The 14,087-nt window shown below is 68.9% G+C and carries 13 protein-coding genes; 6 read left to right on the top strand and 7 right to left on the bottom strand.

The features are described from left to right. Positions 1-139: 139 nt before the first annotated feature. Genes BLU81_RS41870 through BLU81_RS41860 form a run of 3 tightly spaced genes read left to right on the top strand, consistent with a single transcriptional unit; the run spans position 140 to position 3,866 of the window. On the top strand, positions 140-1,294 hold the full coding sequence (locus tag BLU81_RS41870) for a glycosyltransferase (protein WP_092554547.1): 1,155 nt from the start codon (positions 140-142) through the stop codon (positions 1,292-1,294). Between the two features lie 2 nt (positions 1,295-1,296). Beyond that, on the top strand, positions 1,297-2,382 hold the full coding sequence (locus tag BLU81_RS41865; protein WP_172890719.1) for a glycosyltransferase: 1,086 nt from the start codon (positions 1,297-1,299) through the stop codon (positions 2,380-2,382). Further along, positions 2,379-3,866: a glycoside hydrolase family 130 protein gene (locus tag BLU81_RS41860; protein ID WP_092554545.1), complete on the top strand. Its 1,488-nt coding sequence runs from the start codon at positions 2,379-2,381 to the stop codon at positions 3,864-3,866. Before BLU81_RS41865 ends, BLU81_RS41860 begins: the two co-directional genes overlap by 4 nt. Positions 3,867-3,987: 121 nt before the next feature. Here BLU81_RS41860 and BLU81_RS41855 read toward each other — a convergent pair whose 3' ends face one another. Next, positions 3,988-5,013: a Gfo/Idh/MocA family protein gene (locus BLU81_RS41855; RefSeq protein ID WP_092554543.1), complete on the bottom strand. Its 1,026-nt coding sequence runs from the start codon at positions 5,011-5,013 to the stop codon at positions 3,988-3,990. 220 nt (positions 5,014-5,233) lie between these two features. Here BLU81_RS41855 and BLU81_RS41850 point away from each other — a divergent pair, with 220 nt between their 5' ends. After that, positions 5,234-6,061 carry a methyltransferase domain-containing protein gene (locus tag BLU81_RS41850; protein ID WP_092554541.1) on the top strand — a complete coding sequence of 276 codons (828 nt, stop codon included), beginning with the start codon at positions 5,234-5,236 and terminating at the stop codon, positions 6,059-6,061. Positions 6,062-6,199: 138 nt separating this feature from the next. Here the strand turns inward: BLU81_RS41850 and BLU81_RS41845 are convergent, their stop codons facing one another. The 6 genes from BLU81_RS41845 to BLU81_RS48880 all read right to left on the bottom strand — a co-directional run bounded on the left by BLU81_RS41845 (position 6,200) and on the right by BLU81_RS48880 (position 10,915). Next, on the bottom strand, positions 6,200-7,147 hold the full coding sequence (locus BLU81_RS41845; protein WP_231953770.1) for an amidohydrolase family protein: 948 nt from the start codon (positions 7,145-7,147) through the stop codon (positions 6,200-6,202). Positions 7,148-7,527: 380 nt separating this feature from the next. After that, on the bottom strand, positions 7,528-8,760 hold the full coding sequence (kynU, locus tag BLU81_RS41840; protein WP_092554539.1) for a kynureninase: 1,233 nt from the start codon (positions 8,758-8,760) through the stop codon (positions 7,528-7,530). Next, the gene (gene kynA / locus BLU81_RS41835) at positions 8,757-9,608 is read right to left on the bottom strand and encodes a tryptophan 2,3-dioxygenase (protein WP_092554538.1); all 852 of its coding nucleotides are present in this window, start codon (positions 9,606-9,608) and stop codon (positions 8,757-8,759) included. Before kynA ends, kynU begins: the two co-directional genes overlap by 4 nt. Positions 9,609-9,634: 26 nt before the next feature. Next, complete coding sequence (locus BLU81_RS41830; RefSeq protein ID WP_407923907.1) at positions 9,635-9,973, bottom strand: YchJ family protein; 339 nt, start codon at positions 9,971-9,973, stop codon at positions 9,635-9,637. A 183-nt stretch (positions 9,974-10,156) separates the two neighbouring features. Then, positions 10,157-10,645: a methyl-accepting chemotaxis protein gene (locus BLU81_RS41825; protein ID WP_092554534.1), complete on the bottom strand. Its 489-nt coding sequence runs from the start codon at positions 10,643-10,645 to the stop codon at positions 10,157-10,159. 114 nt (positions 10,646-10,759) lie between these two features. Continuing rightward, positions 10,760-10,915, bottom strand: coding sequence for a hypothetical protein (locus BLU81_RS48880; RefSeq protein ID WP_157752003.1), 156 nt, complete (start codon positions 10,913-10,915; stop codon positions 10,760-10,762). A 400-nt stretch (positions 10,916-11,315) separates the two neighbouring features. Between BLU81_RS48880 and BLU81_RS41815 the strand changes: the two genes are divergently transcribed. Together BLU81_RS41815 and BLU81_RS41810 are read left to right on the top strand one after the other, a co-directional pair. Further along, the gene (locus BLU81_RS41815) at positions 11,316-12,308 is read left to right on the top strand and encodes a LacI family DNA-binding transcriptional regulator (RefSeq protein ID WP_092554530.1); all 993 of its coding nucleotides are present in this window, start codon (positions 11,316-11,318) and stop codon (positions 12,306-12,308) included. A gap of 395 nt (positions 12,309-12,703) precedes the next feature. After that, on the top strand, positions 12,704-14,086 hold the full coding sequence (locus BLU81_RS41810; protein ID WP_092554528.1) for an ABC transporter substrate-binding protein: 1,383 nt from the start codon (positions 12,704-12,706) through the stop codon (positions 14,084-14,086). Position 14,087 lies beyond the last annotated feature (1 nt).

The following is a 14,087-nucleotide window of genomic DNA, read 5'->3' as shown; positions in this document are numbered from 1 at the left end:
TCGCAATGTGAATTGCGCGTTAAACGGGCCATATTCCTGTGCCGCGTATGTGCCGTTCACCCGCGGTGTGCGGCACCGTGCCCGCGCGCGCTGAGTCCGTGCTGCGGGTGTGCAGCCGGCCGAGGAGAAAGGCCCAGTTATGCCCGCCACATACGGGTTTTTGAGCACTTATCCCCCCACACAATGCGGTTTGGCGACATTCAATGCGGCCCTCGCCACGCATCTGCCTGGCAGCGCCGGAGCATCGGGGGTGGTTCGCCTTCTCGCGGGCGGTAACGCCGGCGCCGGGATAGCGCTCGACCGGGCCGCACCACGCGTCGTCCACACCTGGAACACCGACCGGCCAGGCGGGTGGATGGCCGCCGCCGCCGCTCTGAACCGCTACGACATCGCGATCATCCAGCACGAGTACGGCATCTATCCCGGTGACGCCGGCGACGAGGTGCTGCCGGTGCTCCAGGCGCTGCGGATCCCGTCGATCGTCGTGCTGCACACCGTGCTCACCCACCCCGACCGGCAGCAGCGCGCCGTCCTCGAACAGATCGCCGAGTCCGCCGACACCGTCGTGACCATGACCGACACCGCTCGGCAGCGGCTCACCAGCTACTACGACGTCGACCCGCGCAAGATCACGGTGATCCCGCACGGCGCCGCGAGCCACAGTGGCACCCCACGCGAGGACCACGACCGGCCGCACCTGCTCACCTGGGGACTGCTCGGGCCGGGCAAGGGCATCGAATGGGCGCTGCGGTCCCTGGCGTACCTCGACGACGTACGACCGCGGCCGCTCTACACCGTGGCCGGGCGTACCCACCCGAAGGTCCTGGAACACCAGGGCGACGCCTACCGTGAGTCACTCAAGGACCTCGCCGCCGAACTGGCCGTCGAGGACTGTGTCCAGTGGCTGGACGTCTACCTGGAGCCCGCCGGGCTGTCCCGGCTGATCCGGTCGGCCGACGCGGTGGTGCTGCCCTACGACTCGACCGAACAGGTCACGTCCGGGGTGCTGATCGAAGCGGTCGCCGCCGGAGTGCCGGTGGTCGCCACCGAGTTCCCGCACGCGGTGGAACTGCTCGCGGACGGCCCGGGCCTGCTCGTACCGCATCAGGATCCGGAAGCGATGGCCGTGGCCATCCGGCACGTCCTGGCCGAACCCGGTCTCCCCGGCCGGATCGCCGGCCTCGCCGGCGGGCCCACCCTGCGCTGGCCCGCCGTGGCCGCGCGCTACCAGGCACTGGCCGCCCGGCTGACCGCCGAACGCCGGCCGCTCGCGGCCGAGACGATCCCCGCCTAGACATGGGGCAGACGCTGCGGCTGCTCCCGCCGCCCATCCAGTTGCGCGACGTGCCCGAACCCTGCTGGGACCACGTGTTCCGGCTCTCCGACGACACCGGGCTTCTCGAACACGCCCGCAACGCGATCGCCCGGCGCGAACACGGCTACTGCGTCGACGACGTGGCCCGCGGGCTGCTCGTGGTGGCCCGCGAACCCCGGCCCGGACCCGAACTGGTCCGGCTGGCCGAGCGGTACCTGGCCTTCCTCACCCATGCCCAGGGCGCCGACGGCGACTTTCGCAACCGGATGAGCTGGGATCGCCGCTGGACCGACGAACCCGGCCTCGGCGACTGCTGGGGACGGGCCATGTGGGGACTCGGCACCGCCGCCGCGCACGGGCCGACCAGCTGGATCCGCCGGGAGGCGACCATCGCCTTCCGGCAGGGTCTGCACCAGCGCTCCCCCTGGCCGCGGGCGATGGCCTTCGCCGGGCTGGGTGCCGCCGAGATTCTGCGGGCCGGTCCGCACGACCCGGCGGTCGCCGAACTCCTCGGCGACGCCGCCACCGTGATCGGGCTGCCCGGTTCCGGCCCGGACTGGGTCTGGCCGGAACCCGAGCTGCGGTACGCCAATCCGTCGCTCGCCGAGGTCGTGATAGCCGCCGGTGACCTGCTCGGCGACGAGAGCATGCTCACCGACGGCCTGCGCATGCTCGCCTGGCTGTGCCGCATGCAGGACAACGACGGGCACCTCTCCACCGTGCCGGTCCGGGGGTGGCGCTCGGGCGTTTCGCGAACGGATCGTTTCGACCAGCAACCGATCGAGGTGGCGGCCACCGCGGACGCCTGCGCCACCGCGGCCGCGATCACCGGCGACGAACAGTGGGACGCCCCGCTCTTTCAGGCCATCACCTGGTTCCTCGGGGACAACGACACCGGATCGGTGATGTATGACGCGGATACTGGCGGATGTTATGACGGATTGACGGCCAATGGTCCTAATCTGAACCAAGGAGCCGAATCCACCCTCGCGCTCGTCTCCACCCTCCAGCATGCCCGCACGCTGGCGAGCCGAAGCGCGACCCGACCGTCAGGCGGCCCAGCGTGACTGCAACGGTGAACACCACGGACATCACCCGCCACGACATCACCATGGCGCCGGACGGCCGGCGCGTCGTGATCAAACTGTTCGTTCCGGGCGAGGACGCGCACGCCGTCCACAACCGGGCGTCCATGCTGATCGAACGGATCCTGCGACTCGACGAGAGCGAGATCAACGCGCTGCTCGACGACGTGCTCACCCGGTTCGCCGGGCGGCACTACGACATCCTCGGCGTCTTCCAGCACCACTACGAAGTGGTGCAGCACCGGGTGCCAGCGGAGATCGAACTCTCCCCGGCCGCCCGCACGCTGATCGGCGCCTACTTCAGCCACGAGTTCTCGGTCGAGGCGGCCGCCCTCTGCAACCCGTCGATGGTGCCGCATCCGGACCAGTCCGAAATGCTCCCCGGCGAACTACGGGTCGCCCTCAGCCTGCGGCAGATCGGCGAGGGCCACATCTCCTCGATCGGCTTCTGCTCCGCGATCCTCGGCCCCGGCCCGGCACTGCGGATGGAGGACCGGGACGGGCCGCTGACGATCGGCCACCGGGTCGGCGCCAAACACATGCGGCACCAGCTGCAAGCGGCGCTCGCCGAGGAGGAGATCGACACCGAGGCCTCCGCGTACGTGCTGAACGCTCTGCCGGAACGCTACGACGACCACGAGTTCGAGGAGATCCTCGGCCACCTGCCCGCCGAACTCCTGGCCCGGCCCAACACGCCGACCGCGCTGGAGTCCATCCGGCGCATCGTCGGCGCCGACTACGCGGTCACCTTCCCGGCCACCGTCCCGCTGCACCAGCGGGTGCTGTGGCCGTCCACGCCGACCGAGTCCCGCGGCATGGAGGACGCCCGGTTCGTGCAGGTGCTCGACCCCGACGGGCGGATGGCATACCAGGCGACCTACACCGCGTACGACGGGTTCAACATCGCCGGCCGCGTGATCTTCACCCGGGATCTGCGGCACTTCGAAGTCACCACCCTGCACGGGCCGGCCGCCCGCAACAAGGGCATGGCCTTGTTCCCGCGCTACATCAACGGGCGCAAGTACGCGCTCTGCCGCTCCGACGGCGAGACCCTAGGCCTCAGCGCCCGCGACGACAAGCACCGCTGGCAGCACGTCGGGCCGGTGCTCGTGCCGCACCGCGGCTGGGACCTAATCCAGGTCGGCAACTGCGGCTCGCCGATCGAGACCCCAGCCGGGTGGCTGGTGCTCACCCACGGAGTCGGGCCGATGCGGCGCTACGCCATCGGCGCCATGCTCCTCGACCTGGACGACCCCTCGAAGGTGATCGCCGACCTGCCGGACGGTCTGATCGACCCGGACGAGATCGAACGCGAGGGGTACGTGCCCAACGTCCTCTACTCGTGCGGCGGGATCGTCCACGACGGGCGGTTCTGGTTGCCGTACGCCTCCAGCGACGTCCGGATCAGTTTCGCCAGCATGCCCTTGGACCAGCTCCTGAACCGAATGCGCCCGGTCAGCGACTGACCTTTTTTGCGTGGCGACCTGAGGTTCGATCCACACCCCAGGTCACCACGCCTCCAAGCGCACCGCCCTGCGTGGTGACTTGAGGTTCGATCCACACCCCAGGTCACCACGCTTTCGGGTGTCAGACCTCTACGGTGGTGCCGGTCAGGGCGCTCTTGCGGGCCGCGTCCAGGATCTCCATGGCGCGGACCGAGTCCCACGGGTCCACCGGCAGCGGTCCGGTGCCCGCCACCGCCTCGGCCACCGCCGGGTAGAACGTGTCCCACCGGCCCCGGCAGCTCTCGACCGGGGCGCCGGTGGCACCACGGAACAGGTGACCCCAGCGGTGCTCCGGCTCGACCCCCCAGCGGTCGCCCATCAGAGCCGGGGTCTTACCGGCCTTCAGCAGGGTCTCCTGGTAGTCCAGCTCGGGCGAGATGAACGTGCCGGCGGAGCCGGTCACCCGGAACCTCGGGCCGGGTCCGGCCTGGCGCCACGAACCCCACAGGTGCGACTCGACGCCACCGGTGTGGTGCAGGGCCACGAAGAAGTCGTCGTCGAGACCACCGTCCGGTCCGTGCAGCTCCGCGAACACCCGTGAGACCGGGCCGTGCAGCTGAAGCGCCTGGTCGACCAGGTGCGAACCGAAGTCGAGCAGAGTGCCACCACCGGCGGCACCGGGCAGCCGGTCCGGCGCCCAGCGCTCGACCCGCGACTCGAACCGCTTGACGTCGCCGAGCGACCCGTTCTCCACCAGCTTGCGGATGGTCAGCAGGTCGGAGTCCCACCGCCGATTCTGGTAGACGGTCAGCAGCACACCGGCCTCCTCGGCCGTGGTGACCAGCTTGCGGGCGGCGTCGGCGTCGAGCGCGAACGGCTTGTCGACGACGACCGCCAGCCCCGCTTCGATCGCCTCGACGGCCAGGCCGGCATGGGTGGCGGCCGGCGTCGAGATGGCCACCGCCTGGACGCCGTCGGCGGCCAGCGCGGCGATCGAGTCATACGTCGCGACACCCGGCAACTCCGCGGCCACCTGGGCCTGACGCTCTTCGGACGTGGTCACCACACCGACGAATTCGATGTTCGGCGCCGACGCGATCAGCGGCGCATGGAACACCCGGCCGCCGGTGCCGAAGCCGACCAGCCCGAACTTCACCCGTTCGATCATGTCCGGAATTTTTACACATCGGTTGCCTGCCTGTTGCCGATGATTTCACCGGTTACGTGTGATGCGCGAGACATCACGGAGCGTACGGGTTGAAGTCGCGGCCGATCCGTGTACGGATCGCGAACACTTGCCGCTTGATCTAGCGAAAGGGCAGGTACCGCGCCTGTCGGATGGATGACGGCGACAGCCGATCGGCGCCCGCCAGATGAACAATTGCGGGATGGAACCCGCGCAGAAGGACCGGACGCCCTTTTCCGACATCGACGGCCTCACGGCACAGATGTCGGAAATCGTGCTCGACGCGCTCACCGCGATGGGCCGGCATCCGGAGATCCGGCGGGTCCGCCGGATCGCCTTCGACGCGCTGCAGCCCGCAGCCGGCCAGCGGCTGCTCGACGCCGGCTCCGGCAACGGCGAGGTGGCCCGCGCGCTGGCCGTCCCGGTCGGCGCGCAGGGCGAGATCCTGGCGGTGGACCACTCGTCGGCGATGACGGCGGCCGCGATCAGCTCGCACGACGGCAGCAACGTGCGTTACCTGACCGGCGACGCCGGGGATCTGCACCTGCCCGACGGCCACGTCGACGGCGTGTGGTGCGAGCGTCTCCTGCAACACGTCGACGACGCCGACGCGGTGATCGGCGAACTGATCCGGGTGACCCGCCCCGGCGGCCGGATCTGCCTGATCGACACCGACTGGGGTTCCCTGGCCTTCGACGGCATGCCGGCCGGTCTGGGCGACATGGTGCTGGGCCACGTGCACGGCCATTTCACGCCCCAGCAGCACGACATGGGCCGCACGTTGCGCCGCCGTCTGGTGGCTGCCGGCCTGCGTGATCTGACGGCCACCCCGGTGACGTGCTTCTTCGCCACGCCCGAGTCAGCCGCCGTGGTACTGCCGATGGTCAACCCCGACGTCCCCGAATCGGCATGGGCCACCCCACCCGGCCTACGCGAAGAGTGGCTGGCATGCGTGGAGGCAGCCGGCGCGAGCGGCACTTTCCTGGCCGTCCTGACCATCTGGGTGGTGGCCGCCTCAACCCCCGGATGACCAACTTCAGACAACCCCCGCTGCGGTACGCCCCCAAAGAGCCCTCGCCCCCACCCACCTCCCGCGCTCGCTCCCGCCCCGCCTCTCGCCTCTCGCACGTGCCGACCTACAGCACCGCAAGTCGGCACGCTTCGGTGTTCAGGAGCGGGGGTCGGCTCCGGTGTCAAGGACACGGGCCGTAGCGAGTGTGTCGGCGAACCGCTCCGGAGTGAGGTCGAGACCGCCGGAGATCCAGGACATTGTGGTGCTGTCCTTCTCGGTCATGGCGGTCAGGACCGCGTCGGGAGTCAGCCCGGCCGACTCCAGCAGACGGATCTCCCGAATGTTGATCCCGGCCGGCAGCGGCCCGTTGCCGAGGTCGGTCCCGTAGCGGACCACCCCGCCGTACCCGATGAACCGCCGCAGATTGTCGACGGCGACCTGCCGCGCCGGATCGGGATCGCCCCAGCCGTGGATGTCCAGGGTGCTGATCCAGCGCATGCGCTGCGCGCAGGCCCGCAGCAGCGTGTCGTCGATCCGCTCGGTCCAGGGAGTGTGCGCGAGGATGTCGGCCCCGGCCGTGTACGCCGCCTCGACCGTCCCCGCCCCCTCCGCGTGCACGACCGCCGGAAGCCCGGCCGCGTGCGCGGCGGTCACCAGCGCTTCCAGTACCGGCCGTGCGAGCTGCGGCCCACCGGTGTGCGCGGTCACCTTGACCAGGCTCGCGCCGCCCGTGGCAAGGTCGGCGACCGCGGCACCGGCGTCGGCAGCCGTGCTGATCTCCCGCCAACTGCCTGCCGCCGCCCACGAACGGTCGCTCGGATAGCCCCCGGGTGCGATCAGAAACGGTCCAGCGAAACGGATACGCGGCAGCCCTGCACCCGCCTGCCGCCCCCGCTCGGCGAGCCCCGCGACCTCCGACGGAACCCCACCGAGATCCCACACCTCGGCGATCCCCCCAGCCCGAACCGTGCCCAGATCGACAAGCGCCGAGTGCACATGGGCATCGACAAGTCCCGGAAGCAGCGTCCCCGGGAATCTGCGGGTGTCCGCACCGGCGGGAGCGATCTCAGCCGGAACCGGCCGGATCGCCCCGTCCGGCGCCACCCTAAGCGCGACGCCCTTACGCAGGCGCCCGCCCCACCAGACCGAATCCGCGACCAGCCACTCGACCCGCCCGATCGCCGCCGCGCTAACTGCTGCTCTCGCCGCCGTACTAACTACCGGACTCGCCTCCGCGCTAACTGCCGCGCTCGCCGCTGCAGTCGCTTCCGGAACGGCCGTGCCGGAAGCGTCCGGCAGTGTGGTCTCCTCGGCGACTGTGACCGTCGGGCGCGGGCCGGAGCTGCGGCGCAGCGCCGACAACCCGCAGCCCGCCCCCGCAGCGGAACCACCGCAGCAACCAGCTCCGGCACGCTCAGCTCCGGCTGGGCGTTCCGTCGTGTCGCTCGCGCAGACGTCCGGCGTGCCGGGCGATGGATCGGCACTCACCGAGGGTCCTTCTCCAGCAGCTCCCGCAGCACCCGGAGCCCCTGATAGACCTCGCTGAAGCTGGTACTCAACGGTGCCGGGCCGATGCGCAGGCCGTCGGGCCGCCGGTAGTCGGGGATCACACCGTTGTCCCACAACGGCGTGAGGAACGACTTGAACCCGTCGCGACGCAGTGTCACGTGCCCGCCGCGGCGGGACGGGTCCCTCGGGCTGGTCACCTCGACGCCATACGGCGCCAGCCACTCGTCGGCCAGATCCAGCACGAACCCGGTGAGAAGCAACGACTTGGCCCGCACCGCTTCGATGCCGACGGCGGCGAGCATGTCCAGGTTGGCGTGCAGCGGCACCATCGCCAGGATTGGCGGCGTCCCGCTGAGCAGCGCCCGGGCGCCCTCGGCCGGTTGGTAACCCGGCCCCATCTCGAACACGGCCCGGTGCCCCATCCACCCTTGGATCGGTTGCCGCAGCTCGCCCAGCAGCTCGCGCCGCACGTAGGCGAACGCCGGTGCTCCGGGGCCGCCGTTCAGGTACTTGTAGGTACACCCGACGGCGAGGTCGACACCCCACTCGTCGAGCTGGATCGGCACCGAACCGGCCGAGTGGCACAGGTCCCACATGGTCAGCGCACCGGCCGCGTGCGCGACCCGGTTGATCTCCGCGATGTCGGCGAGCCAGCCGGACCGGTAGGCGACGTGACTGAACAGCACCAGTGCGGTGTCCGCGTCGACGACCTCGGCGACCTGGGCCGGGTCGATGCCGGCCGACGGGTCGGTCTCGATCCACACCAGGCGCAGGCCGCGCTCGGCGGCGATGCCCTCCAGAACGTACCGATCGGTGGGGAAGTTGTCGGTGTCCAGCACGACGGTCCGGCGATCGGGACGCGCGTCCGCCGCGGCCCGGGCCAGCTTGTAGATGAGCACCGTCGTCGAGTCCGCGACCACGGTCTGCCCGGCGGCAGCGCCGAGAGCAGCCGCACCGAGCCGGTCACCGAGGAGGACCGGCCAGTCCATCCAGCCCTCGTCCCAGCCCCGGATCAGCCGGCCACCCCACTGCTCACGGATGAACTCGTCGACCAGCCGCGCGGTCGCCTCCAGCGGCCGGCCCAGCGAGTTGCCGTCGAGGTAGGAGAGCAACTCGGCCGGTGGCGGGGTGATGAACTGCTCCCGCTGCCCGGCGAGCGGGTCGGCCGCGTCGAGGGCGGCGGCGCGTGCCAGCAGTTCGTCGGTCAACTCCGGACTCCGATCTCGGTACGGACGGCGTAGAGCTCGGGGAAGAATGTCAGATCGAGAGCCGCCTTCAAGAAGGACACCCCACTCGACCCGCCGGATCCCCGCTTGAATCCGATGGTCCGTTCCACCGTCTTGAGGTGCCGGAACCGCCACAGCTGGAAGTTCTCCTCCAGGTCCACGAGTTCCTCACAGGCCTCGTAGACGTCCCAGTTCTGCTCGGCCTTCTCGTAGATCTCCTGGAAGACCGCGACCAGGTCGGGCTGGTATTCGTACGCCTCGGTGACGTCGCGGTTCAGGATCGCCTCCGGCACCGGATGGCCACGCCGGGCCAGGAAGCGCAGGAACTCGTCGTAGACGGTCGGGGCGTTCAGCGTCTCCTCGAGAAGCGCCCGGGCCTCCGGCTGTTCGTCGAAGAGCCGCAGCATGTCGCGGTTCTTGTTGCCGAGCATGAACTCGACCGCGCGGTACTGGTACGACTGGAAACCCGATGAGGTGCCGAGGAAGCTGCGGAACTCCGCGTACTCCGTCGGGGTCAGGGTGGCCAGCACGGACCACTGATCGGTCAGGGTGCGCTGGATGTGCTTGACCCGGGCCAGCCCTTTGAGCGCCGGCCGTAACTCGTCCTTGGCCAGGTACTGACGGACCGCATACAGCTCGTGGACGATCAGTTTCAGCCAGAGCTCCGACGTCTGGTGCTGCACGATGAACAGCAACTCGTCGTGATGCTCCGGCACGCTGACCGGTCGTTGCGCTCCGAGGATGTCGTCCAGGCGGAGATACTCACCGTACGAGAGATTGACCTTGAAGTTGGTGACGATGCCGTTTTCCAACGGCCGCTGTGCCGACATGACGAATCCTCCTCACTTCCAGCAGATCACAGGGAGCCCCAGTACACCCATCGGCCGTCGTGCCGGACGAACCGGCTCCTCTCGGCCAGGACATCGGGCCGGCCGCCGTCGACGTAGTGCGCGCGGAACTCGACGGTCCCCTCCGCGTCGAAGACGCCCCCACCGCTGCGATCCACCACCTCCAGGCGCGCCCAGCGCAGCCCGGAGTCATTGTCGATGGTCGCGGGCCGCGTCTCCGGATGCCAGGTGGCCAGCACATGAGAACTGTTGTCCAGTGCGTAGGCGCTGAAACGCGAACGCATCAGGGCCTCCGGATCGGCCGCGGCCTTTCCGGCGTGCAGGGCGCCACAACAGTCGTCGTACAACCCCGCCCCGCACGGACACTGCGTGGGGACGGTCTTGGTCCTGGGGGATCTGCGAGCCATGGCGCCAAGTCTCCCCCACCCCTCCGGCAGCCCTCGAAGTTATCCACATTCCTCGGCTGTCCACAGGGCGGATGGCTGCGGCGCGCTCACCGCGGTACTCATCTCGGCATGCCCGAAACGACCTCAGGCCGCCTGCTGCTCCACCACGATCCCGCTGATCACTTTCTGACAGCGGTCCAGTTCCTCGATCAGTCCCTGCATCTCCTCGATCGCCGAGACCGCGTTCTGGGTGTCCGCCCGGATCCCCCCGACCTGGGTGCCGATCTCGCTGGTCGCCGTCGCGGTCTCGTTCGCCAGATCCTTGACCTCGCTGGCCACCACGGCGAACCCCCGGCCCGCCTCACCGGCCCGGGCCGCCTCGATGGTCGCGTTCAGCGCAAGGAGGTTGGTCTGCTTCGCGATCGTCGCGATCAGTTGCACGACCTTGCCGATCTCGGTGCTGCTCGCCTCCAGCCGCTGGATCACCTGCACCGCTGTCACGGCCGCACGCACCGCCGCGTCGGTGGCCGCGGCCATGTCGTTGCTGACGTTGGCCAGCCGGTGCACCGAGTCCCGCTGCCGGTCCTGCTGGCTGTTGGAGGCCCACCCGTCATTCTGATTCCAGTCGGACATGGTGGAAGCGCCCCCTTCTCTACTGATCGCTCAAAACATCCCATCCCGCCCACGGACCGCGAAGCGTTTTCCCCGATCCAGCGAACCCACAACCCGCCATCGGGGGCATTCCGCTCATTCCAGCCGCGCGAGGGCCGCACGCAGCCGCGCGTAGTGGTCACCGAGTACCGGACCGGCCCGCTCGACCAGAGCCAGCAGGACCACCCGCGTCCGCTCCACCGTCGAACCCGGCGAATCCACCACTGCCGACGGACCACCCGGGTCGGCCATCGACCCGCCGCCAGCCGCACGGAGGTCATCGGCCGAGAGTCCGCCGTGCGCGTGACCATCCGGCAGAAGGCCGTCAGCTGGGAGGGCGGCAGGCAGAAGGTCTGCAGGTGGACGGACGGCAGGCAGAAGGCCGTCAGGCGGAAGGTCGCCCGGGCGGTGGGTCAGTTCGATTCGGCCTGGGCCCAGCAGATCCGGCATCGGACGCAAGGCTTCGGCGCGGCCAGGGCGCGGGTCCGGCGCGGGAGCGGGCCCGCGGATGACTGATTTGTGGGTGGGGAGAGGTAGGGATGGTTCTGGTGAGAGAGAACTTGCGACGTGTGGGATGGGATGGAAGCAAGGATCTGCAAGATTGGGCTTTGAGTGGTTCTGTTTTTGCAAGAAAATGACGTAGGATTCCGGGGTGACGAAACGACTGGCCGAGGTGGCGAAGAAGGCTGGCGTCAGCGAGGCGACTGTCAGCCGGGTGCTCAATGGGCGCAGCGGAGTCTCTGAGGCCACCCGGACTTCGGTGCTCACCGCGCTCGATGTGCTGGGGTATGAGCGGCCCACCAAACTGCGTGGGGAGCGGGCCCGGCTTGTCGGGCTGGTGCTTCCTGAGCTGCAGAACCCGATCTTTCCGGCGCTCGCTGAAGTAGTGACCGGGTCGCTTGCGCAGCGTGGGTTCACGCCGGCATTGTGCGCCCGGACGATCGGTGGTGTGCCCGAGTCCGATTATGTCGAGATGCTGTTGGATCACCAGGTCAGTGGCGTGATCTTCGCGGGTGGGTCGTATGCGCTGGCCGACGCCTCACACGAGCACTACCGCCGGCTCACCGAGCGTGGGCTGCCGGTGGTGCTGGTCAACGCGGGCGTCGACGAGCTCGGCTTTCCCCGAGTTTCGACCGATGACGCGGTGGCGGTCGAGCAGGCCTACGGGCATCTGCGGTCGCTCGGGCATGAGCGGATCGGCATGGTGCTCGGGCCGGAGGGGCACATCCCGTCGCGCCGCAAGCTGGTCGCGATGATTCAGGTGGCAGACACCGAGCCGGAGGTCGAGCGGTCCAGCTTCTCGATGGAGGGCGCACGGGTCGCGGCTACGAAACTCGTCGAGCGGGGCGTCACCGGCATCATCTGTGCCAGCGACGTGCTCGCCTTGGGCGCGATCCGGGCGGCCCGGCGGCTGGGTAAAGCGGTTCCGGCTGATGTGTCGGTGGTCGGGTTCGACGATTCCGCGTTCATGACCTGCACCGATCCGCCGTTGACGACGGTGCGGCAGCCGATCGAGACGATGGGCCAGGCCGCGGTGGATCTGCTGGTCAGCCAGATCGACGAGGCCCGCGAGTTCTCCGACGAGCTGCTGTTCGAGCCGGAGCTGGTGGTCCGCGGCTCGACGGGGCCAGTCCGCCGGGGATAGCACAAAAGCAGGAAAGAACACGGCAGGGCAGGCCGGAGGCAAGGGCAGGCCGGAGGCAAGAGCAGGGCTGGAGCAGGGCAAGGCCCGCACGCGCGGGCCGGTTCGGAAACGGGAACGGGAACAGGAACAAGACGTAGGGCCACGAGGCCGTCGACCGCATGCCGCGGTCGGCGGCTTTTTCACGTACAAAAGCAGGCAAAAAAGCCGCAAGCCAACGCCTGCCGCAAGTAAGTCGCGTTTTTGCAGAGCACGATCGAAACCTTGCGGCAACATGAGCGCGTAGTTACAGTGACTCCACTCACTACGGGAAACAGTCCTCATAAAAGCCCGCAGTGCAGAAATCACGCCTCTCAGCGACGTCCATGGATAGAACCCGTTCCCGAAGGGATGGACAGATGTCCGTACCGCAGTACCGGAAGGTCGCGGCGCTCGCGCTCGTGACCGGTCTGGGGCTCAGCCTGACGGCATGCTCCACGAAGAGTGACGACGACAGCGGCTCGGCAGCCGGCGGCAAGGTCACCATCACGGTCGACTGCCAGCCGGTCGCCGCTCAGAAGGAGTTGCTCGACAACTGGAACGCGGATGTCACCGAGTTCCAGAAGCAGAACCCCGACATCGTCATCAAGAGCATCAGCGTCGGCCAGCAGTGCAACAACCCGCCGGACTTCACCGCGCGGCTCGCGGGCGGCACCACGACCGACGTCTTCTACGGCTACATGACCGACCTGCAGCAGGTGCTGGACGCCGGCCAGGCGCTGGACATCACCCCGTTCGCGAACAAGGAGAACGTCCCCACCTGGGACAGCATCGACCCGGCGCTGACCGGGGTCTTCACCGACGCCGGCAAGATCTACGCGGTTCCGGTGAAGAACTACTCGATGGGTCTGGTCTACAACAAGTCCCTGTTCGCGAAGGCGGGGCTGGACGCGAACAACCCGCCGAAGACGTGGACCGAGGTCCGGGACGCGGCGAAGAAGATCGCCGCGCTGGGTGACGGTGTCGCCGGTTACTCGGAGTACAGCGCGGGCAACACCGGCGGCTGGCACTTCACGTCGCTGCTCTACTCGCAGGGCGGCACGGTGCTGAGCGAGGACGGCAAGAAAGCCGCCTTCAACAGTCCGGAAGGCAAGCAGGTCCTGCAAAACCTGAAGGACATGCGGTTCGGCGACAACAGCATGGGCGCCCGCCAGCTCCTGCAGTGGGGCGACCTGCTGACCAGTGCCGCCGCCGGAAAGGTCGGCATGTTCGTCGGCGCGCCGGACACCACCCAGGCGATCGTCAGCCAGTTCCAGGGCAAGTACGAGGACTGGGCGATGGCTCCGCTGCCCGGTCAGGCCGGAGCCGCGAAGGGCACGCTCGGTGGCGGCGAGGGCTACTTCTTCAAGAAGGACCTCACTCCCGAACAGGTCAAGGCCGGCCTCAAGTGGATCGCCTACCAGAAGCTGACTCCGGGTAAGGGCCAGTTCGACTACGCCCGGGCGAAGCCGCAGAACTACCCGGTCGGCCTGCCGCAGCCGCTGCTGTTCGCCAACGGCAGCGACGCGCAAAAACAGGAACTGGAACTGCGCAAGGCGAACGCGAACATCGACACCGAGAACTTCAAGCTGTTCGAGGCGACCCCGGTGCCGATCAAGGGCGAACCGCGGGACGCGCAGGCGATCTATGCGGTGCTCGACTCGACGATGTCCGGTGTCCTGACCGACCCGAAGGCGAACGTCGACGCACTGTTGAAGACCGCCGAGGAGAAGGTAAACCAGCTGCTGGCGGCCGGTAGCTGAG

Origin of the sequence: Actinoplanes derwentensis (assembly GCF_900104725.1) — a bacterium.
Taxonomy (GTDB): Bacteria; Actinomycetota; Actinomycetes; order Mycobacteriales; family Micromonosporaceae; genus Actinoplanes; species Actinoplanes derwentensis.
The sequence above is the reverse complement of the archived record's forward strand: the minus strand, read 5'-3'. Positions and strand labels throughout refer to the sequence as shown.

Bases quoted from the DNA above. Each gene is read 5' to 3' on its own strand.
- BLU81_RS41870 (WP_092554547.1), top strand. From the start codon at position 140: ATGCCCGCCACATACGGGTTTTTGAGCACTTATCCCCCCACACAATGC.
- BLU81_RS41865 (WP_172890719.1), top strand. From the start codon at position 1,297: ATGGGGCAGACGCTGCGGCTGCTCCCGCCGCCCATCCAGTTGCGCGAC.
- BLU81_RS41855 (WP_092554543.1), bottom strand. From the start codon at position 5,013: ATGATCGAACGGGTGAAGTTCGGGCTGGTCGGCTTCGGCACCGGCGGC.
- BLU81_RS41850 (WP_092554541.1), top strand. From the start codon at position 5,234: ATGGAACCCGCGCAGAAGGACCGGACGCCCTTTTCCGACATCGACGGC.
- kynA (WP_092554538.1), bottom strand. From the start codon at position 9,608: ATGTCGGCACAGCGGCCGTTGGAAAACGGCATCGTCACCAACTTCAAG.
- BLU81_RS41825 (WP_092554534.1), bottom strand. From the start codon at position 10,645: ATGTCCGACTGGAATCAGAATGACGGGTGGGCCTCCAACAGCCAGCAG.
- BLU81_RS48880 (WP_157752003.1), bottom strand. From the start codon at position 10,915: ATGGCCGACCCGGGTGGTCCGTCGGCAGTGGTGGATTCGCCGGGTTCG.
- BLU81_RS41810 (WP_092554528.1), top strand. From the start codon at position 12,704: ATGTCCGTACCGCAGTACCGGAAGGTCGCGGCGCTCGCGCTCGTGACC.